The 19884-nt window shown below is 63.6% G+C and carries 14 protein-coding genes; 7 read left to right on the forward strand and 7 right to left on the reverse strand.

All coding sequences use genetic code 11. The annotated features are described in order from the left end of the window. Positions 1 to 2: 2 nt before the first annotated feature. Together FHS49_RS02005 and FHS49_RS02010 are read right to left on the reverse strand one after the other, a co-directional pair. Entirely contained in the window at positions 3 to 1622 is a 1620-nt protein-coding gene (locus FHS49_RS02005; protein ID WP_184014685.1) for a phytoene desaturase family protein, read from the reverse strand. After that, on the reverse strand, positions 1619 to 2824 hold the full coding sequence (locus FHS49_RS02010) for an aromatic ring-hydroxylating oxygenase subunit alpha (protein ID WP_184014687.1): 1206 nt from the start codon (positions 2822 to 2824) through the stop codon (positions 1619 to 1621). The genes FHS49_RS02005 and FHS49_RS02010 overlap by 4 nt, the downstream gene beginning before the upstream one ends. Positions 2825 to 2923: 99 nt before the next feature. Between FHS49_RS02010 and betI the strand changes: the two genes are divergently transcribed. Beyond that, positions 2924 to 3526 carry a transcriptional regulator BetI gene (gene betI / locus FHS49_RS02015; RefSeq protein WP_184014689.1) on the forward strand — a complete coding sequence of 201 codons (603 nt, stop codon included), beginning with the start codon at positions 2924 to 2926 and terminating at the stop codon, positions 3524 to 3526. Positions 3527 to 3631: 105 nt separating this feature from the next. Here betI and FHS49_RS02020 read toward each other — a convergent pair whose 3' ends face one another. Together FHS49_RS02020 and FHS49_RS02025 are read right to left on the reverse strand one after the other, a co-directional pair. Continuing rightward, positions 3632 to 4999 carry a M20/M25/M40 family metallo-hydrolase gene (locus FHS49_RS02020; protein WP_184015922.1) on the reverse strand — a complete coding sequence of 456 codons (1368 nt, stop codon included), beginning with the start codon at positions 4997 to 4999 and terminating at the stop codon, positions 3632 to 3634. A 37-nt stretch (positions 5000 to 5036) separates the two neighbouring features. Beyond that, entirely contained in the window at positions 5037 to 6179 is a 1143-nt protein-coding gene (locus tag FHS49_RS02025; protein WP_184014691.1) for a CaiB/BaiF CoA transferase family protein, read from the reverse strand. A gap of 128 nt (positions 6180 to 6307) precedes the next feature. On the opposite strand from FHS49_RS02025, the gene FHS49_RS02030 reads away from it, so the two are divergent. Beyond that, positions 6308 to 7555, forward strand: a complete 1248-nt coding sequence (locus FHS49_RS02030; RefSeq protein WP_246350314.1) for a Xaa-Pro dipeptidase — start codon at positions 6308 to 6310, stop codon at positions 7553 to 7555. A 68-nt stretch (positions 7556 to 7623) separates the two neighbouring features. On the opposite strand, the gene FHS49_RS19515 is transcribed toward FHS49_RS02030, so the two are convergent. After that, positions 7624 to 9192 carry a uroporphyrinogen-III synthase gene (locus FHS49_RS19515; RefSeq protein ID WP_246350201.1) on the reverse strand — a complete coding sequence of 523 codons (1569 nt, stop codon included), beginning with the start codon at positions 9190 to 9192 and terminating at the stop codon, positions 7624 to 7626. Between the two features lie 41 nt (positions 9193 to 9233). Here FHS49_RS19515 and tsaD point away from each other — a divergent pair, with 41 nt between their 5' ends. The 5 genes from tsaD (at position 9234) to FHS49_RS02065 (ending at position 16091) form a co-directional block, all read left to right on the forward strand. Next, positions 9234 to 10268 (forward strand): tRNA (adenosine(37)-N6)-threonylcarbamoyltransferase complex transferase subunit TsaD, encoded by a 1035-nt coding sequence (gene tsaD, locus FHS49_RS02045; protein ID WP_184014696.1) that lies wholly within the window; start codon positions 9234 to 9236, stop codon positions 10266 to 10268. Then, positions 10265 to 11245: an NAD(P)H-dependent glycerol-3-phosphate dehydrogenase gene (locus FHS49_RS02050; RefSeq protein ID WP_184014698.1), complete on the forward strand. Its 981-nt coding sequence runs from the start codon at positions 10265 to 10267 to the stop codon at positions 11243 to 11245. Before tsaD ends, FHS49_RS02050 begins: the two co-directional genes overlap by 4 nt. Before the next feature lie 111 nt (positions 11246 to 11356). After that, positions 11357 to 14011, forward strand: coding sequence for a TonB-dependent receptor (locus FHS49_RS02055; RefSeq protein ID WP_184014700.1), 2655 nt, complete (start codon positions 11357 to 11359; stop codon positions 14009 to 14011). A 97-nt stretch (positions 14012 to 14108) separates the two neighbouring features. Beyond that, entirely contained in the window at positions 14109 to 14744 is a 636-nt protein-coding gene (locus FHS49_RS02060; RefSeq protein WP_184014702.1) for a DUF4893 domain-containing protein, read from the forward strand. A 39-nt stretch (positions 14745 to 14783) separates the two neighbouring features. Beyond that, entirely contained in the window at positions 14784 to 16091 is a 1308-nt protein-coding gene (locus tag FHS49_RS02065) for an amidohydrolase (protein ID WP_184014704.1), read from the forward strand. Positions 16092 to 16260: 169 nt separating this feature from the next. Here FHS49_RS02065 and FHS49_RS02070 read toward each other — a convergent pair whose 3' ends face one another. Together FHS49_RS02070 and FHS49_RS02075 are read right to left on the reverse strand one after the other, a co-directional pair. Continuing rightward, entirely contained in the window at positions 16261 to 18117 is a 1857-nt protein-coding gene (locus FHS49_RS02070; protein ID WP_184014706.1) for a PhoX family protein, read from the reverse strand. A 155-nt stretch (positions 18118 to 18272) separates the two neighbouring features. Then, positions 18273 to 19775 carry a flavin-containing monooxygenase gene (locus FHS49_RS02075; RefSeq protein WP_184014708.1) on the reverse strand — a complete coding sequence of 501 codons (1503 nt, stop codon included), beginning with the start codon at positions 19773 to 19775 and terminating at the stop codon, positions 18273 to 18275. Between the last annotated feature and the right edge of the window lie 109 nt (positions 19776 to 19884).

The following is a 19884-nucleotide window of genomic DNA, read 5'->3' on the forward strand; positions in this document are numbered from 1 at the left end:
AATCAGGCCCGCAATAGCCGCCCGAAGAAGCTGCGATCCGCAAGAATCTCGCGCGCCGCATTATGCCCAGGCGCGCCGGTGACCCCGCCGCCCGGATGCGTGCCCGCGCCGCACATGTAGAGCCCCTTGATCGGGCCGCGATACGCGCCATTGCCCAGCACCGGCCGCGCGGTCCAGAGCTGATCGAGCGACATATGGCCGTGCATGATGTCGCCGCCGACAAGGCCGAATTTGCGCTCCAGTCCCTTGGGCGAAAGCGTCATCGTGCCGAGGATCGATTTTCGGAATCCGGGGGCATAGGCCTCCACCGTGTCGATGATCGTGTCCGCGGCCTTGTCTTCCTCAACATCCCAATCGCGACCATTCGGCAGCACAGGCGCGAATTGCTGGCAGAACAGGCTGGCGACATGCTGGCCCTTGGGGGCGAGACTGTCATCGATGATCGAGGGGATCAGCATCTCGACGATCGGCTTTTTCGACCAGCCATGCGCCTTCGCGTCGATGAAAGCGGCATCCATATAGTCCAGCGTCGGCGCGATGATGATCCCGCTCTGCAGATGTTCACCCGGCTCGGGCAGTGCGGAGAAGCGCGGCAATTCGGAGAGGGCGACATTCATGCGGAACGTGCCCGACCCGGCCTTGAACGCTTTGGAGCGCTTCAGGAATTCCGGACCGATATCCGCTGCGTCGATCAGCCGCTCATAAAGCAGTTTCGGCCCGACATTGGCGATCACGGAATCCGCCATGATCTCTTCGCCACCCACCAGCTTGACGCCTGTCGCCCGATTTCCTTTTGGGCCACCTTCGACGATCACGCGCTCGACGGGTGATTCCAGGCTGATCTCGACGCCGGCGGCGGTACAGACGCGTGCCATGGCCTGTGTGATCGCGCCCATGCCGCCGATCGCATGGCCCCAGGCACCCTTCTTGCCATTCACCTCACCGAAGACGTGGTGGAGCAGCACATAGGCGCTGCCCGGCGTGTCGGGGCTGGCATAATTGCCGACCACGGCGTCGAATCCGAACGCCGCCTTCACGGCCTCGCTCTCGAACCAGTTATCAAGGAAGGTGCGCGCCGATTTGATGAAGATATCCAGCACGTCGCGCTGCTGCTCGATATTCAGCTTGGAAAGCTTGCGCCCCTGCCGCGCGCCATCGATCAGCGTCTTCAGGCCATCGCCGATATTGGGCGGGGATTTGAGCGCAAGATCACGCAGCACCTCGGCCACATTCTCCAGAGACTCATAATAAGCCGGCAGCACATCGGCATCGTGATCGGAGAATTTGCGGAACTCCGCCTGCGTCTTTTCAAGCCCACCGCCGAGCTTCAGATAGCCGCCGTCTTCCTGCGGCAGGAAATTGGAGATCGGGCGTTCGATCACCCTATAGCCCTGATCCACCAGCTTCATGTCGCGGATCACCTTGGGCTGCAGCAGGCTCACGGTGTAGCTCGCCACCGAATTGCGGAAACCCGGATGGAATTCCTCGGTCACCGCGGCACCACCCACGGTGTCGCGTGCCTCGACGATACGGACCTTCAGGCCGGCCTGGGCGAGATAGAAGGCGCAGACGAGGCCGTTGTGGCCGCCGCCGATGATCACGGCATCATATTTCTGGGTCATGAAACGGCACTCACAGAGGAACGGTGGCTCCAGCCGGGGGCCGGTGCATGATGAAGACGGGATTCAGGGATCAGCCCCCGCATCTTCCGGCAGAAGGCGCGCAGGCAGACTTCGCTTGCGCCCAGCGGCCCGACGGTAAAGCTGGACGACGCCATGCCATCCTGCACGCGCTGGATCAGTTCGGTGTCCTCAAGGTTCACCTGCCGGTTGATCCGCCAGTTCAGATAGCGCGCGGCTTTCATCTCGCGGCGCCATTTTTCAGGAGTTTCGGCATCGGGCAGCGCATAGCTGATCTCGCGGATCATCGTTTCCGTCGGCGAGACGGGGATGAACTGCATGAAATCCACCTGATCGGGATAGATATCGAACGCCACATTGGGCCACAGCTTGAAATAGAGCCACAGCCGCTGCGCCTCATCGGGCAGGTGATCCACCCGCGGCAGGATCTTCTGATACATGCGCTCGGAAAGATTGGTGGATGGCTTGTCGATCAGCCCGCCCCACATGCGATCGACATGCTCTTCGGCCTCAATCCCATAGCCCTTGCCAAACAGGCGGGTGAGGCCGGGATGTGCGACGGGGATGTGGAGGCCGTCGGAATAATTGTCCGCCACATTCTTCCAGTTCACGGTGCGCGGGCGCATCGTAACGCGGCCCACCGCGCGGAGATCCTCGAACCGGTAGGGTGCGATCATCTCTTCATAGGGTGCCATCATCGACGCGACCGAAGGCCCGCCGCCTTCCAGCCGCACGAACACGAACCCGCGCCATATTTCGCTCTCGACCGCGGCCAGGCCGCTCTTGTCCATGTCCAGCGTCGGATATTCGCGCTTGCCGGGGACGCCGGAGAGGCGGCCGTCCAGTTCATAGGTCCAGGCGTGATAGGGGCAGATCAGCTTCTTCGCGCAACCCGATGATCCATCCACCAGCCGCGAGCCGCGATGGCGGCAGACGTTGGTAAAGGCGCGGACCTTTGTGTCCTCACCGCGGATGACGATGATATTTTCGCCAAGGAAATCGAGTGTGTGCCAATCGCCGACGCCCGGCACATCGCTTACATGGCACACCACCTGCCAGCTCGGCCGCATGACGCGCGCGGTCTCGATGCGGAAGAATTCGGGATCGTGATACACCCAGGCGGGCAGGCTCCAACCCTCGTCTGGGTCTGCATTATGATGCGCAACTGGCGACAGGCTTGGCATGGCGAGCTCCCTTGTTATACACGTGTATAGTAACGGGGGCGCGCTATCAATCCCTTTGCTTCACTTTCCTTCCGCGTCCGTTTCATCGAAAGGAGAAGGATGAGAGCCAGCTTCACGCGCGAAGATGCCGATACCCGCCGTCAGGCGCTGATCGAGGCCACCGCCGAGAGCCTCGCCGCGGCGGGCGTGGCGGGCACGTCGGTGCGTGCTATCTGCACTCGCGCAGGCGTGTCACCGGGGTTGCTGCGGCATTATTTCGAGGGCATCGACGCGCTGATCGCCGAGACCTATCGTCATGTGACGGCGATGGTTTCGCAATCGCTCGCGCTGGCGGTGGACGGGGCCGGCCGCGATCCCCGGGCGCGGCTGATCGCGCACGTCACCGCCAGCTTCCGGCCGCCGGTCTCCGATCCCGCATTGCTCTCCACTTGGCTCGCCTTCTGGAGCCTGGTGAAGACCGATCCCGCGATCGCCGCGATCCACGCGGACAGCTATGCCGCATCCCGCCGGGATCTGGAGGCGCTGCTGGCCGAAAACGGATTGAGCGCGGCGCGGGCGATCCCCGCCGCGATCGCACTGACCGCGCTGGTCGACGGACTCTGGCTCGAACTGACGCTGGACGCGACCACCTTCACGCCGGAAGAGGCCAGCGCGATGGCGGTGCGCTGGCTAGATACACTGCTGGGCGATCCGAAGATTTAGATTAAATCCTCCCAATCCGTTTGTCCCGAGCGCAGTCTAGGGACGTGCCACCTGCAAAGTGCATGTCTCGACTGCGCTCGACACAGAAGGGTTTGAGTGATTGGTCTATTGGCTCCCGATATCCCGCAGCACCGACTCCCACTGATCGAGCGCCGCGCCCAGGGTCCGGATATCCACGCGCTCATTCAACCCGTGCGCAAAGCTATCCTCGCTGCGTGCAAACAGCGATGACACGCCATAGCTTGGCACGCCCAAAGCCCGGAAATACAGGCTGTCCGTTGCGCCGGCGGACATGCTCGGCGTGATCGTCAGGCCCGGATAGCGCGCGTTGACCGCCTTGGTGACCGCCGCCACGACATCCTTGCGCAGTGGCGACGCGTCGCTTGCCAATGGATCGCCCAGCACGGTGACCTTCGCTGTGGCATCTGCCACCACTTCGGTCAGCTTCGCCTGGATCGCTTCCACCGAGACGCCGGGAAAGATGCGGCAATTGATGTTCGCCGTGGCGCTTTGTGGCAGCGCATTTTGTGCATGGCCCGCATTGACCATCGTCGCCACGCAGGTTGTGCGCACCTGGCCCACATATTCCGGGCGGGTCGCGATGAGGTCGGCCGCCGCCGCATCGTTCGGATTGCGGGCATAACGCGCCATCGCCGCGCCCACCTCTCCGCCGACCTGCGTACTGGCCGCTGTCAGCGAGGCCTTGGTGAGTTCGTTGATCTGGTTGGGAAAATGATAGCCGCCGACACGGTCCAGCGCTTTGGCGAGCCGGTAGACGGGATTGGTGGTGGTCGGTGCGCTCGAATGGCCGCCGGGATCGGTGAATGCGATTTGATAATCGGCATAGGATTTTTCGCCCGCCTGCAGGCCGTAAAAGAGCGGCTTGCCATCTTCGGAGAGCAAGCCGCCGCCGCCGTCGCCGTTCAGCGCGAATTCCGCGCCCTTATATTTCTCGGCCAGCGCAGCCGTGGTCTTCATCTCCGTTTCTTCATCGCCGGACAGCACGAGAATGATGTCCCGCCTGGGCTTGAAGCCCTCCTTCTTGAGCTTCGCCATGGTGGCGATCATCAGCGTGACATCATATTTATTGTCCTCCGATCCACGACCGAAGACATAGCCATTTTCTTCTACCGCCACGAAGGGATCGCGCGTCCAGTCCGCGGCCTTGGCCTCCACCACGTCCATATGGCCCAGCAGCACGATGGGTTTTCCACGCGTGGTGCCTTTCAGCGTGGCGGCCAGCGTCGCCGTCTCGCCCATCGGCGTGATCTCGATATCGGTGTCGGCATACCCCGCTTGCTTGAGCACCGAGGCGATATAGGCGGCATAAGCGGGCACCTGCCCCTGGCCCTCCACGGTGCGGAAGCCGACGCCCTTCATCAGCAATGCCTTGGCGGCGGCCACATCGGCCGCGCTGGCCTTGGCGAAGGCTGCGCTGCCCGATCCCAGCATGAGCGTCGCCACCGCAGCCATTCCAACCCATTTCGCCTTGTGCATGATACTTCCCTTTTTACGCGATGACGCCTGAAGATTGCAGCGCGGCGATCCGTGTTGCGTCATAGCCGATCCCGTTTAGGACGGCCTCGGTGGCAGACTGGCCGTCCGCCATGCGGGGCGCAACTGTTTCCAGCGCGGAATAGCGTGGCGCAGGCGCGGGTTGCATCACCCCGTCCGCTTCGACGAATGTGCCGCGCGCCGCATTGTGCGGATGCGCCACCGCTTCGTCGAAGCCCAGCACCGGTGCAAAGCAGATATCGGTGCCTTCCATCAACGCGCACCATTCTTCGCGTGTCCGCGTCAGAAACAGCGCGGTGAGCTTGTCCTTCAGCACCGGCCATTGCCGCGGATCGAGTTGCGCATCGAAGGCGGGATCGTCTGCCAGTCCGGCCTTCTCCCGCAGCAGCGCATAGAATTGCGGTTCGATCGATCCGATCGAAACCCATTCGCCATCCGCCGTCTGATAGACATCATAGAAATGCGCGCCGGTATCGAGCAGGTTTTCGCCACGCCGGTCGTTCCACATGCCCTGTGCGCGAAACGACCAGATCATCGCCAGCAGCAGCGCGGACCCATCCGTCATCGCGCAATCCACCACCTGGCCCCGGCCGCCATTCTTAACATGGAGCAGCGCGGCCAGCATTCCGAACGCCAGCATCATCGCGCCGCCGCCGAAATCGCCCACGGCATTGATCGGCGGTGTGGGTGGCCCATCCTTGCGGCCAAAGGCATGGAGCGCGCCGGACAGGGCAATGTAATTGATGTCATGCCCGGCGGCGGGTGCCAGCGGTCCGGTCTGCCCCCAGCCCGTCATGCGGCCATAGACCAACGCCGGATTGTCGGCCTGAAGCACCTCCGGCCCCAGCCCCAGCCGCTCCATCACGCCCGGCCGAAACCCCTCCACCAGCCCATCGGCCGAACTTACGAGATCGCGGACCAGGGCGATGCCCTCGGGTGATTTCAGATCGACGCGGACGGTCTTGCGCGATCGCAGCAGCACATCCTGTTTCTCATCCGGCAGGAAATGGATGTTCTTGGCCAGGCGATCGATGCGGATCACCTCTGCGCCATGATCGGCCAGCATCATGCAGGCGAACGGGCCGGGGCCGATCCCGGCCATTTCGATGATCCTGATACCTTCCAATGGTCCCGCCAAGATCGCTCTCCTCATTGTATCATTCTCATTTTTCATTTGAGTTGAAGCCGCGGCGTGACGCAAGCTGATCTCTTGCCGGGATGCCAAGGGGGACTGACGTGAACAGGATCAAATCGACCGTAGCAGCCATGATGCTGCTTTCCGCCAGCCCCGCCACGGCGCAGACCATCTATGTCCATGCTGGAAAGCTGGTGGATGTTGAGAAAGGGCAGGTGCTCCCCGATCGCAGGATCCGCATCGAGAATGATCGGATCGTCGCGGTCGAGCCATGGTCGCCCGCGCCCGAGGGCGCGATCGTCATCGACTGGTCCGGCATGACGGTGCTCCCCGGCCTGATCGACATGCACACGCATCTGGCGGATTGGGGGCAGACCAACAATGTGGCCGAGCCCTTGCTCCATTCAACGCAGGAAATGGCTTATGTCGGCGCGAAGAACGCTTACGCCACGCTGAAGGCCGGGTTCACCACCGTGCATGATGTCGGCTGTTTTCGTGCCTTTGCCGATGTCGCTTTGCGCAATGCGATCAATGAGGGGATCGTGCCGGGGCCGCGCATGAATGTGGTGGGCGCCTATATCACCATTCCCGGCGGCGGCGGCGAAGTAACCGGCCTCGCGCCCGATGTCTCCGTGCCTGATGATATGCGCGTGGGCGTCTATCACGACACCAATGAGGCGAAGCTGAAGACCCGCTATCTCTTTCAGCATGGCGTGGACACGATCAAGATGATCGCGACCGGTGCCGTGCTGGCCGAAGGCACCGAGCCGGGCGAGCTTGAAATGACCGAGGAGGATATCCGCGCGGTGACGCAGCAGGCGGCGATCCACAAAAGCTATGCGACGGCGCACGCGCATGGCGCGGAGGGGATCAAGACCGCGATCCGCGCGGGCGTCCATTCGATCGAACACGCTTCATTGATCGACGATGAGGGCATTGCGCTCGCCAAGGCCAAGGGCGTCACGCTGGTGATGGATATCTATAATGGCGATTTCATCGAGGCGGTCGGCACCAAGGAGGGCTGGCCCGAAGGCTATCTCCGCAAGAATCGCGAGACGACCGATGCGCAGCGCGTGGGTTTCCGCAAGGCGGTGAAGGCCGGCGCGATCATCGCCTATGGCACTGACGCGGGTGTGTATCCGCATGGAGAGAATGCCAAGCAATTCCCGTATATGGTGCGTTATGGGATGACCCCGATGCAGGCGATCCAGTCCGCCACGGTGGTCGCCGCGACCACGCTGGGCTGGCAGACGGATGTCGGCGCGGCGTCCGCAGGGCATTTTGCGGATCTGGTGGCGGTTGCCGGCGATCCTTTGAAGGATATCTCGGTGCTGTCCAGCGTCGCCGCGGTGATGAAGGGCGGGAAATTGGTGCCGTGATCGCGCCCTTCTCAACCTGAAACCGTTCGTCCCTCGACTTCGCTCGGGACAAGCGGATGATGTCGGCCTCAATCCGGCAGCACAGGCGTTTCCGCACTCACCGGCGGCGCTGCGATCGGCGCAGAGGCGGGCAGGGCGGCTGCCTTCGGCTGGACCACCGCCGCGGCTTCCAGCGAATCGAGCGCGCGGCGCACCTCGATATAGCGCCGCGCCGCCTCCATCCAGTTTTGCGCTTCCGCTTGCCCAGGCATCCGCGCGACTTCGGCAAGCGCCGCATCCACCTGACCGCCGCCCAGCTTCTGGCGCGCACGCTGCAGACGCTCAGCCGGCGCGGGGGAGGGGGTGCCGGCGCGACGGATCACGATGAGTTCGGAAATCTCGCGCCGGAAGCTGCCCCACCAATCGCTCTCCGGTCCGCCGCCGCTGAGCGCCGGTGCCAGATCCTCCAGCCCGATCTGCAATTCTTCCAGCGTGACCGGCTGGCGCGCGGCGTCGAGGATCGTCTTGACCGCCAAAGGCTGGCTCTGCGCGAACCGATCGCGCAACTGACCTTCGAGATAGCCGAGCGGCACGCCGCGATCGAGCGCACGGCGCGTGGCGAAGGCGATCAGCAGCGATTCGGCGCGGCCGGCATTGCCGGCGGCGCCCTGCGCGCGCACGTCGATCTGCGCCAGGCGAAGCTCAAGGTCGCGGATGCGTGCGGCCAGCAGATCGGCGGTCGTCAGGTTCATGCCGGTGAGCGCGCCCTGCGCCGTCTGCGGCACGGGCATCGGGGCGCCGCCCGGTTGCTTTACCGCATCGCTGGCGATCGGACGGCCGAAATAGCCGGCACCGCCATTCCAGCGCGTGATGATCCAGCCCATGGCGACCAGCCCCAAGGCAAAGGCGATCAGCCCGACGATCATCGCCGTTCGGTAAGGGCGCGGCGGCTTCGTCGTTTCGGGTTCCGCCGCCAGATATTCGCTCGTCATGCCATTCCTCGTGTTCACGCGATCTTCGCACAGCCGCGCTGCAATCGCCAGCAATGCCTCATCGTCGGGCCGTTCCGCAACCGCGATGGATGCCCATCCCGTTCCGGCGGCTTCCGCGGCAGCCTGGCTGATCGCCGCCAGCGCCATGTCCGCGCGATCTGTGACCAACGCCGCCAGCCGGCGCGCGGCGCGCGGCGAATGCACCAAGGCGACGCCGCCGCGCAAATCCCCCGGCGATTCGATCGCGCGCGCTTCATAGACGGGGATGGGCGTGATCGTAATCCCATCGCGCGCGGCGTCGCGGCGGTCGATCCCGCAGAGATGGAGCAGGCGCAGTGGCGGATCGAGCGAGGCTAGGAGCGCGGTGATCGTGCCCGGCCCCGTAATGACGTCGGCCAAACCGGCGTCTCGCGCAGCCTGCGCCGTCGCCTCCCCCACCGCGTAAACCGGCAGTTTGTGATAGAGCGTCAGCGCCGGGCCGCCCTGCCGAACAGCATTGGCGCTGGTCAGCAAAAGCGCCTCGAACCCCGCGGGATCGGGCGCGGTCCATGCGATCGGAAGAATCTCGAACAGGGGCGCGGCGCGGGCGTCGAGGCCCATCGCCTTGGCGCGCGCCGCGGTGCGGCTGGCACCCGGTTCGGGGCGGAGAACGAGAAGCGGAGCCATCGCCGCTTGTGCTACCGGCGATCAGGACTAGATGAAAGCCCATGGCCATCATCCTCGGCATCGAATCGAGCTGCGACGAGACCGCAGCGGCGCTGGTGACCAGCGAACGGCATATTCTGGCGCACAAATTGGCGGGGCAGGAGGAAGCGCATCGGCCCTTTGGCGGCGTTGTGCCGGAAATAGCGGCGCGCGCGCATGTCGATGCGCTGGAGCCGCTGATCGCCGCCGCGCTGGACGAAGCCGGGCTGGAGTTGGCCGATGTGGACGCGATCGCCGCCACCGCGGGGCCGGGCCTGATCGGAGGCGTGATGGTGGGCCTCGTCACCGCCAAGGCGCTGGCGCTGGCGGCGGGCAAGCCGTTGATTGCGGTCAATCATCTCGAGGGTCATGCACTGACCCCGCGGCTCGCCGATCCTGCGCTGTGCTTTCCCTATCTGCTGCTGCTCGTATCGGGCGGGCATTGCCAATTGCTGCTGGTGGAGGGCGTGGGGCGGTACAAAAGGCTCGCGACGACGATCGACGACGCGGCGGGCGAGGCGTTTGACAAGACCGCCAAGCTGCTCGGCCTGGGCTTTCCGGGCGGCCCGGCGGTGGAGCGCGCCGCGGCGCTGGGCGATCCCAAGGCTGTGAAGCTGCCGCGCCCGTTGCTGGGCAGTGCGGAGCCGCATTTCTCCTTCGCGGGGCTGAAAAGCGCGGTGTTGCGCGCGCGCGACGCGCAGACGCACAGCGCCGAGGATATCGCTGCGGGTTTTCAGCAGGCGGTGATCGACTGCCTGATCGATCGGACGAAGCGGGCCATCGCTGTCGCGCCGGGTGCCACCGCCCTGGTCGTCGCAGGCGGGGTCGCGGCCAATGGCCCGATCCGCGCCGCGCTCCAGCAACTCGCGGCGGCGCACGACCTGCCTTTTTCAGCGCCGCCGCTCTGGCTGTGCACAGACAATGCGGCGATGATCGCCTGGGCGGGTGCAGAGCGCTTTGCGCTGGGGCTGACCGATCCGCTCGACGTGGCGGCGCGCCCGCGCTGGCCGCTCGATCCGGAGGCGGATAAGGTGCGCGGAGCAGGGGTTAAGGCATGAAGATCGGCATTATCGGCGGCGGTGCGTGGGGCACCGCCTTGGCGCAAGTGGCGGCCGCCGGCGGCGAGATTGTGCGGTTGTGGGCGCTCGAACCCGATGTGGTGGCGGCGATCAACACCGGCCATGAAAATCCGGTCTATCTGGCGGGCGTGCCACTCGCGCCCTCCATCCAGGCTACGGGCGATCTGGCCGATCTGGCCGGCTGCGATGCGCTGCTGGTGGTCACGCCCGCGCAACATGTGCGCGCGATGCTCGGCGGGCTGAACGCGGCGGGCAAGCCGCTGGTGCTGTGTTCCAAGGGGATCGAGGCGGGGACGCAATTGCTCGTTTCCGAAGTGGCGGCCGAGGTGCAGCCCGATGCGGCCATTGCCGTGCTCTCCGGGCCGACCTTCGCGCATGAGGTGGCCAAAGGGCTGCCGACAGCGGTCACGCTGGCCTGCGCGGACGAGGCCATGGCGGCGGCGCTCTCCGCGCGCCTCGCCCGACCGCATTTCCGTCCCTATGCCTCCACCGATGTGATCGGGGCCGAGATTGGCGGCGCGGTGAAGAACGTGCTCGCCATCGCCTGTGGCGTGGTGGAGGGCCGGGGACTCGGCCTCAACGCACGCGCGGCGCTCATCGCGCGCGGCTTTGCGGAAATGACGCGCTTCGGCCTGGCGAAGGGCGCACGGGCCGAAACACTCGCCGGTCTTTCCGGCCTGGGCGATCTCGTGCTGACCTGCTCTTCCACCCAGTCGCGCAATTTCTCGCTCGGCAAGGGGCTGGGCGAAGGCCGTGACGCCGCCGTGATGATGGCGGATCGCAAGACCGTGGCCGAAGGGGCGTTCACTGCGCCGGTGCTGCAACAGGCGGCCCGCGCGATCGGGGTGGACATGCCCGTGGTGGATGCGGTGTGTGCGCTGCTGGCCGGCCAGGCGGATGCGGAGGCCGTGGTCGGTGCACTGCTCTCCCGCCCCCTGCGCGCCGAATCGCTTTAACCGCACGTCGCTACAATTTGCGACATTTGAGCAGGCAATTGCCATAATTGCGCGACAGCCTGGCCCTATCCGGACGTCACATGGGCAATCGTTCCGGGGATAGTGACACACATGCGTACACATCGATCAGTCTTCACAATGGCGCTGCTGCTGGGGACTTCTCCCGCCGCGCTGCAGGCGCAGGATGCGGCACCGCCCGCTGCGGCCCAGGTGCCGGGCGAAGAGGAATATGAAGAGATCGTCGTCAATGGACAGGCCAAGGAACGCGGCGCAGTCGAAGGGGATATCACGCCCGAGCAGCGCCTGAACGCCGGGGACGTTCGCGCTTACGGCGTCAGCTCTATTTCAGAATTGCTCACCGAGCTTGCGCCGCAGACCAACGCGGCCGGTGGATCGCCGGTGGTGCTGCTCAATGGCAAGCGGATATCGAGCTTCTCGGAAATCCAGGACATCCCGACCGAGGCGATTCAGCGGGTCGAGATTCTGCCCGAAGAAGTGTCGCTCACTTATGGCTATTCCGCCAATCAGAAGGTCGTCAACATCGTCCTGCGTCGTCGTTTCAATGCGCTTACGGGGGAAGCGCGCGGCGGTGTTACGACCGAGGGTGGTCGCGAGAATGGCCAGATCGAAGCCAATGTCCTGCGCATTCAAAACGACAATCGCCTCAACGTGAACATCAAATATACCGCCGCAGACAGCCTGCTCGAAAGCGAGCGGGATATCGTTCCGGTCACCTCTGCCACGGGCGATCTGGTGATCGGATCCAGCGGCGAAGAGATCGGCAATCTCCCCGATTATCGAACGCTCAGCCCGTCCACGAAGAATCTGGCGATCAACAGCACATTGGCGCGCGCATTGCCCGGCGGCATTTCCGGATCGATCAACGGCCGGCTGGAACTGAGCGACAGCGACTCCCTCCAGGGCCTGCAGGGGCGGCTCTTTGCCTTGCCCGCCGAAAATCCCTTCTCACCCTTCGATGATCCGGCGCAATTATATCGGTATATCGACGAAATCGGCGCGCTGGCACAGGGCGTGAAAGGCACGACGGCGCATTTCGGACTCAGCCTGAACGGCGAGGTGAAGCCATGGCGCTGGTCGTTCACGGGTGCCTATGATTATTCGGATACGCGCACGAAGACGGATCGCGGGATCGACACCAGCGGCATTCAATCGGCGCTCACCGCGGGCGATCCCTCGGTCAATCCGTTTGCCAGCCTTCCCCCCAGTCTGCTGTCCAACCGCCTGACGGACAGCGCGCGCGCCAAATCGTCCGGCCTTACGGGTGATTTTCTGGTCAGCGGGCCGCTTTTCGATCTGCCGGCGGGCAAGGTCACCAGCAGCTTCACCCTGGGACTGTCTTCCAACAGCTTCGACAGCCGTTCGCTGCGCTCGGGCATCGCGCGTTCGGCCGAATTCTCCCGCGATATCGCCAGCGGGCAGGCCAGCATCGACATTCCGATCGCCAGCCGCCGCAATAATGTGCTCTCGGCGATTGGAGACCTGTCGCTGAACGGCAATGCGGGGGTCCAGCACCTCTCCGATTTCGGGACGCTCACCACCCTGGGCTATGGCGCGCGCTGGACGCCGATCCCTGCCATCCGTCTGATCGCCTCGGTTTCCGAAGACCGGAATGCGCCGAGCGGGCTGCAGATCAACAATCCCCAGGTGCTCACGCCCAATATCTCGGTTTTCGATTATGCCCGCGGTGAAACCGTGTTCGTATCGCAGATCGGCGGCGGCAATCCGGCATTGCGCGAAAGCAACCGCCATACCACGCGGCTGGGCCTGACGCTGAAGCCGTTCGAAAAGACCGACATCACGTTGACGGCCAATTATACGCGGTCGCGCACCGACAATCCGATCGCCAGCTTCCCCACGCCGACACCGCAGATCGAAGCGGCTTTTCCTGATCGCTTCGTGCGGGATGCCGATGGTGTGCTGATCCAGGTCGACGCGCGCCCGATCAATTTCGCCAGTGCCCGCAGCAGCCAGCTTCGCTGGGGCGTGAATTATTCCATGGCGATCAAATCTGCACGGCAGAAGGCATTCGAGGCCTGGCGGGCAGCGGGCAGCAAGCCCGAGGACCGGCCGGTGGATCTGCGTGCGCTGTTTGGCGGCAACAATCGGCAAAATCCGCCGGGCGGGGGAGAAGGGCAACAGCCTGCGCGCGAGGGCGGGGATCGGCCCGAAGGCGCTGGTGGTGAAGGCCAGGCGCGCGGCCCGGGTGGCGGCGGCTTCGGCGGGCGTGGCCCCGGTGGTGGCGGTCCGGGCGGTGGTGGCGGGCGCATCCAGTTTGCGCTCTTCCATACCTGGCACCTCACAGACACGATCCAGATCGGTCCGGGCATCCCTAAGCTTGATCTGCTGGACGGAGACGCCGTGGGATCGAACGGCGGATCGCCGCGGCATGAACTGCAGGCACAGGCCGGCTATAGCAATAACGGCCTTGGCTTCCGGATGAGCGCCAATTGGCAGAGCGGCACCCATGTGAACGGCGCGCTCGGCGCGATCAACAGCACCCTGCGCTTTTCCGATCTGGCGACCGCGGATCTGCGCCTGTTCGCCGATCTTGGGCAAATGCCCAAATTGGCATTGGCCCATCCGTTCTTCAGGGGCGCGCGGGTGTCACTGAACATCAAGAACCTGTTCAATAGCCGTCAGGACGTGACCGACGCCACGGGCGCGACGCCTCTGCGCTATCAGCCTGACTATCTCGATCCGCTCGGGCGCACGGTCATGCTCAGCTTCCGCAAGCTGTTTTTCTGACGATGGAGGGGAAAGCGGCTTTGCCACAAGCCGCTTTCCAAATGCCCTGCCCATGTTATCCTTGCGCCTGGAAACCCCGATAGAGGCTGGTCGCACAATGAAAGCCCTGGGCTACGGATGGATATGGCTCTTGCTCTGCGCCGGTGGCGTTTCGGCAAAACCACCGTCGCGTCTTGTCGACATCGACGCTCCCAAGAGCGCGAACTGGCGTCTGGTGGCGACTGATTCAGATCGCAAGCGTATCCGGAACTGGCGCACCGCCTTCACCACCGCGCTCGATCAGGCGCGGGCGGCCGGGCATGATCGTGATATCCTGCGTGAGGGCGTGCTGCTCGATCCCGATGCGGCGATGGCCGGCGCTGAAATTCCGGCGGGCGATTATCGTTGCCGCGTGATCAAGCTGGGCGCGCAGGCCGCAGGCATGGGAGACTATACCGCTTATCCGGCCTTTTCCTGCAAGATCTCGGACGAAGGCGCGGTGTTCAGCTTCACCAAGCTCAGCGGATCGCAGCGTCCCGTGGGCCTGATCTTCGACAATGACGGCTATCGCAAGATTTTCCTCGGCACGATGATGCTGGGCGACGAGCGCCGCGCGCTGGATTACGGTCGCGATGCGGATCGTGATATGGCGGGCGCCATTGAAAAAGTGGGTGTCAGACGCTGGCGGCTGATCCTGCCCTATCCCCGGTTCGAATCGATGATGGACGTGATCGAACTCGTGCCGGCGCGCTGAACGGCACCTGATCCTTTCAAGCCAAAGCGGGAGATTCTGATGCGCTCTATCCTTCTTGCCCTGCCCCTTCTTTTCGCCGCGCCTGCCGCTGCGGAGCCGGTGAAGGACGGCGTGGCGAAGGACATGGCGTCGCTGATGACGCTCTACCGGGACTTTCACACCCATCCCGAACTGAGCTTCGAAGAGGTGCGCAGTGCCGGGATTCTCGCCGCAGAATTCCGGAAGCTGGGCTTCAAGGTGACCGAAAAGGTGGGCAAAACCGGCGTGGTCGCGCTGATGGAAAATGGCCCCGGCCCGGTGCTGATGCTGCGTGCGGACATGGACGGGCTGCCGATCCCCGAGCAGACGGGGCTGCCCTTTGCCAGCAAGGCCGTGGGCAAGACGAGCGAGGGGCAGGCCACGCCCATCATGCACGGTTGTGGCCATGATACGCATATGACGTCGCTGATCGGCACCGCGCGGCGGCTGGCTGCTCTCAAAAGCCAATGGTCAGGCACGCTGATCCTGATCGGGCAACCGGCTGAGGAACTGGGGCAGGGCGCGGGCGCAATGCTGAACGACGGGCTGTTCAAGCGCTTTCCCAAGCCACAATATGTGCTCGGCTTTCACGATTCAGCGGCGTTGCCCGCGGGCGTTATCGGTGTGAAGCCCGGCTTTGCGCTGGCCAATGTGGATTCGGTGGATCTCACGGTGAAGGGATTGGGCGGCCATGGCGCTTATCCCGAAGCGACCAAGGATCCGATCGTGCTCGCCGCCCGCATCGTGGGCGCATTGCAGACGCTGATCTCGCGCGAGCTCGATCCGCAGGATGCGGCGGTGATTACCGTGGGCAGTTTCCAGGCGGGCGCGAAACACAACATCATCCCCGATGAGGCCAGGCTGCTGATCACCGTGCGCAGCTATTCCGAGACCACGCGCAAACATATGTTGGACGGGATCGCGCGCGTGGCCAAGGGCGAGGCGATCGCCGCGGGGATGCCGGAAGACAAGATGCCGGTGGTCAGCGTGAAGGATGAATTCACCCCCGCCACCTTCAACACCGAGCCGCTGTCCGGCCGGCTCGATGCGCTGTTCACCGCGCGCTTCGGCAAGGACCGTGTGGTGACTCCGCCGGCTTCTATGGCGGGCGAGGATTTCAGCCGCTATCATCTGGCCGACAAAAGCATCCAGAGTTCGATCTTCTGGGTGGGCGGCGTGCCGAAAGCGGCTTGGGACAAAGCGGGAGGCGACACGCAGAAACTGCCCTCGCTTCATTCACCCTTCTGGGCGCCCGATGCCGAAGCGGTGATCTCCACCGCAACCGAAGCGATGACCGCGGCCGCGCTGGATATATTGAAGACAGGGTGATGCCAGACGGTCAGCGTTCGATCTCGGCTATTCCTTTGCCGGCTGGCGCGCCTCGCCGTCATGCTGAACTTGTTTCAGCATCCATTTCGCAGCCGCAGACTGGTCGGGACTTTGAAATGGACCCTGAAACGAGTTCAGGGTGACGTCGAGGCTTAGCTAGGCTTCGGAATTACGCCCCCACGGGCTTTCCATCGGTCCGCCGCACCACCACAGTGGACGAACGCGGTTCCTTGCCCGCTTCCGGCCATTGGCCGGTCGGATGCTGGACGTTGATGAAGAAGGTCGTGAGATCGGGCGTATAGGCGAGACCGGTGATTTCCTGGCCATTGGGCCCAACAAGGAACCGCTGAACGCGCTTGGTCGCCTGATCGACGTAGAACATCGCATTCTGGCCGAAAACCTGCTCGATCGTCTTGCCGGTGACACCCGATGTCCCTGGCACCGAATGATCGGTCTGCACCCAGAGACGCCCTTGCGGATCAACGCGAATGCCATCGGGGCTGGACATGGTATCGCCGTTGATGTTGCCGGTCAGGTTGTTGGCGGGGGTTACGAGCGAGGGGTCGCCCGCCAGAAACAGGATCTCCCAAGCGAAGCCGGTGGCCAACGGAGAATCGCCAGTCTCTTTCCATTTGACGATGTGGCCATGACGATTTTGGATCCGCGGGTTGACGGCATCGACCACAGCACGCCCTGAATTGTTTGTAAGCGTGCACAGGATGGTTTTGTCGGGTGCAACCGTGATCCATTCAGGACGATCCATGACCGTGCCGCCCGCCACACGTGCCGCAGCCTTGGTATTGATCAGGACATCGGCCTGCGTGTTGAAATCGACAGTCACCGGGGTAACCGGACCCTGCGACACGTTGCCTGGATCGATGGCTCCGGTCACCAGGCCATTCTTGCCTTGCGTCAGTTCGATCCAGTCGCCTGAACCATTGGCGTTGAAACGTGCGACATAGAGCGTACCCTGATCGAGCAGATCAGTGTTTGCGGCGCGGTTGCTGGGCGAAAAGGCGCGGCTGGGAATGAATTTGTAGATGCAGCCCGGCGTGCCGTCATCACCCATATAGAAAGCGACGCGATTGTTGGTATCCGTCAGATAGGCGGTATTCTCATGATCGAAGCGCCCCATGGCGGTCCGCTTGGTCGGTTCGGCCAGCTCGTTCAGCGGATCGATTTCGACCACCCAGCCATAGTGATTGTCCGGCCGTGTGGGATCGAGATAATTATCAGTCGATTCCTCACACGTAAGATAGGTGCCCCATGGGGTGTGGCCGCTCGCGCAATTGTTCAACGTGCCGATGGCGGTCGATCCGGTGATGCCGGAAGCAGGGCCGCCCATGCGGTATGTGGTGTTGCCGGTGTAGCGCTTGTTATAAGTGGAGGTGCGGTTCACCGCCCACTGGCCATTGGTGCCCTTGCTCACCTCGATCACGGAAACGCCGACCGCGGAGAGCGCGATCTTCTTGTCTTCGGCGCTCGCTGTGGCGGCGTTATAGGTCTTGCTGGCGAACAGGATGTTATAATCCGGGAGTTCGTGGTTCATCACCAGCAGACCGCGCACATTCGCATCGGCATTGGGAATGGCGTAATAGTGCATCCCGTCATGGTTGCCGCCGGCCACCTGCTCGGTCTGCGCCGACGTGAGGTAGCTGCCCTGCGTCCAGGCGGTGGCACCGGCAACAACGGCATCGCCAGCAGAGAACAGTGTTTCTGCGACATAGCCGGTCGGCACCGTGACCTTGTCGTCCATATTGGCAGGCACGGGCGTAAAGCTCACGGCATAGCTGGTCGGGGTTGGCGTGGGGGTTGGCGTCGGGGTCGGCGTGACGGGTTTGTCCTCATCGTCGCAGCCGGCCATGAAGCCGGTGAGGCCGAGCGCGGAGACCAGCCCGAAGCCCTTGAGGATCGTGCGACGCGCCGGATTGGCGGCGACGATGGCTTCCAGCGAGTGTGCGCCAAGGTCGATTTCGGGTTCTGCCGCGCGGCTGGCCGCACGGGCTTGGTCTGTCAGATATGACATGGGGAGGCCCTTCTTTCTTATCGTTTCGAGCAGGATCGGGGCGCGATCTGATTCACCCCCCGGTGCGCGTGGCCGTCCTAGCCGCGCACCGCGTCGATCCGGCGAAACGCCCAAGGCGTTCCCGTGAAAGTCTTATGTCACTTTTGTTGAAGCCTTTATCCGACGGTGGCGGTCACCGGTTCCCGCTCGGCCGGACGCGCGATCGGTGCCGGATTGGAGAAGATCATGGTCCCGTCATCCACCTTGCCATATTTCAGCATCACCAGATCGCGGGCGTAATTCTGATGCACCTTCCACGGCAGCTTCGATCCCTGACGCGGCAATTTGCCTTTGGCACGCTGGACATAGCCGGAGGTGAAATTGAGGAAATCCTCGTCGGTCACTTTGGGATCATTGAGTATCGGCGTGCACTGACGCATCCCCATCCTGTCCATGTGTTTGAGCAGACGGCAGACATATTCGCAGGTGAGATCGGCCTTCAGCGTCCAGGAGGCATTGGTGTAGCCGAATGACGTGGCGAGATTGGGCACGCCGGAAAACATCATCGCCTTGTAGCTCATCGCCTGCGCATAATCGACGCGCGCGCCGTCCACGCTCACTTCTGCGCCGCCCAGCATTAGCAGATCGAGCCCGGTGGCGGTCACGATGATATCGGCTTCCAGAGACGTGCCGGAGCCGAGCGCGATACCGGTCTCCGTGAAATGCGCGATCGTGTCGGTCACGATCTCCGTTTTGCCCTGCCCAAGCGCAATGAACAGATCGCTGTCGGGCACCAGGCACACGCGCTGATCCCAGGGATTGTAGCTGGGCGTGAAATGCGTGCCCACGTCATAGCCCGCGGGCAAAGCCTGACGCGCCAGATCGATCATCTTCGCCTTCACCTTGGCGGGCTTCTTGCGCGCCAGATTGTAGAAGAACATCCCCATCAGCACATTCTTCCAGCGGGTGATCCCATAAGCGAGCTTGGATGGCAGCAGGGATCGCAAGCCATTGGCGATCCGGTCTTCGGACGGTCGCGATACGATATAGGTGGGGGAGCGCTGCAGCATCGTGACGTGCGCCGCACGCTTCGCCATTTCGGGCACCAGCGTTACCGCGGTCGCGCCGCTGCCGATCACCACCACGCGCTTGCCGGCATAATCCAGATCGTCCGGCCAATGCTGCGGATGGATGATCCGCCCCTGGAAATCCGTGCTCCCGGAAAATTCGGGCGTGTAGCCTGCGGCATAATTATAATAGCCCGAACACATGAAGAGGAAATGGCAGGTGAGCATGACCGGCGCGCCGTCACGCGTGGCTTCCACCGTCCATCGGGCATCCGCCGAAGACCAATTGGCCCGCACGACCGCATGATCGAAGCGGATATGGCGCTCGATCCCCTCATCCCGCGCCGTGTCTTTCACATATTGCAGGATGGACGGGCCATCCGCGATCGCCTTCGCCCCTGTCCACGGGCGGAAAGCATAGCCCAGCGTATACATGTCGGAATCGGAGCGCACGCCGGGATAGCGAAACAGATCCCATGTCCCACCCATGCTGGTCCGCGCTTCGAGGATCGCATAGCTTTTGTCCGGGCAATTGGCCTGAAGATGATGGGCCGCGCCGATGCCGGAAATCCCCGCGCCCACGATCAGCACGTCGAAATGCTCTACCGTCATATTGCCCTCTCATGCGGTCGTCAGTCGCTCGGGTCCGTTGCTAACACAGATGTCAGGAAGCGGGTAGCGGCCAGGTCACTTTGTCGCCAATTGGCCTTTTGCGGGGATT

It is taken from the genome of Sphingobium boeckii, from assembly GCF_014199215.1.
GTDB lineage: Bacteria > Pseudomonadota > Alphaproteobacteria > Sphingomonadales > Sphingomonadaceae > Sphingobium_A > Sphingobium_A boeckii.

Bases quoted from the DNA above. Each gene is read 5' to 3' on its own strand.
- FHS49_RS02005 (WP_184014685.1), bottom strand. From the start codon at position 1,622: ATGACCCAGAAATATGATGCCGTGATCATCGGCGGCGGCCACAACGGC.
- FHS49_RS02010 (WP_184014687.1), bottom strand. From the start codon at position 2,824: ATGCCAAGCCTGTCGCCAGTTGCGCATCATAATGCAGACCCAGACGAG.
- betI (WP_184014689.1), top strand. From the start codon at position 2,924: ATGAGAGCCAGCTTCACGCGCGAAGATGCCGATACCCGCCGTCAGGCG.
- FHS49_RS02020 (WP_184015922.1), bottom strand. From the start codon at position 4,999: ATGGCTGCGGTGGCGACGCTCATGCTGGGATCGGGCAGCGCAGCCTTC.
- FHS49_RS02030 (WP_246350314.1), top strand. From the start codon at position 6,308: ATGATGCTGCTTTCCGCCAGCCCCGCCACGGCGCAGACCATCTATGTC.
- FHS49_RS19515 (WP_246350201.1), bottom strand. From the start codon at position 9,192: ATGGCTCCGCTTCTCGTTCTCCGCCCCGAACCGGGTGCCAGCCGCACC.
- tsaD (WP_184014696.1), top strand. From the start codon at position 9,234: ATGGCCATCATCCTCGGCATCGAATCGAGCTGCGACGAGACCGCAGCG.
- FHS49_RS02050 (WP_184014698.1), top strand. From the start codon at position 10,265: ATGAAGATCGGCATTATCGGCGGCGGTGCGTGGGGCACCGCCTTGGCG.
- FHS49_RS02055 (WP_184014700.1), top strand. From the start codon at position 11,357: ATGCGTACACATCGATCAGTCTTCACAATGGCGCTGCTGCTGGGGACT.
- FHS49_RS02060 (WP_184014702.1), top strand. From the start codon at position 14,109: ATGAAAGCCCTGGGCTACGGATGGATATGGCTCTTGCTCTGCGCCGGT.
- FHS49_RS02065 (WP_184014704.1), top strand. From the start codon at position 14,784: ATGCGCTCTATCCTTCTTGCCCTGCCCCTTCTTTTCGCCGCGCCTGCC.
- FHS49_RS02070 (WP_184014706.1), bottom strand. From the start codon at position 18,117: ATGTCATATCTGACAGACCAAGCCCGTGCGGCCAGCCGCGCGGCAGAA.
- FHS49_RS02075 (WP_184014708.1), bottom strand. From the start codon at position 19,775: ATGACGGTAGAGCATTTCGACGTGCTGATCGTGGGCGCGGGGATTTCC.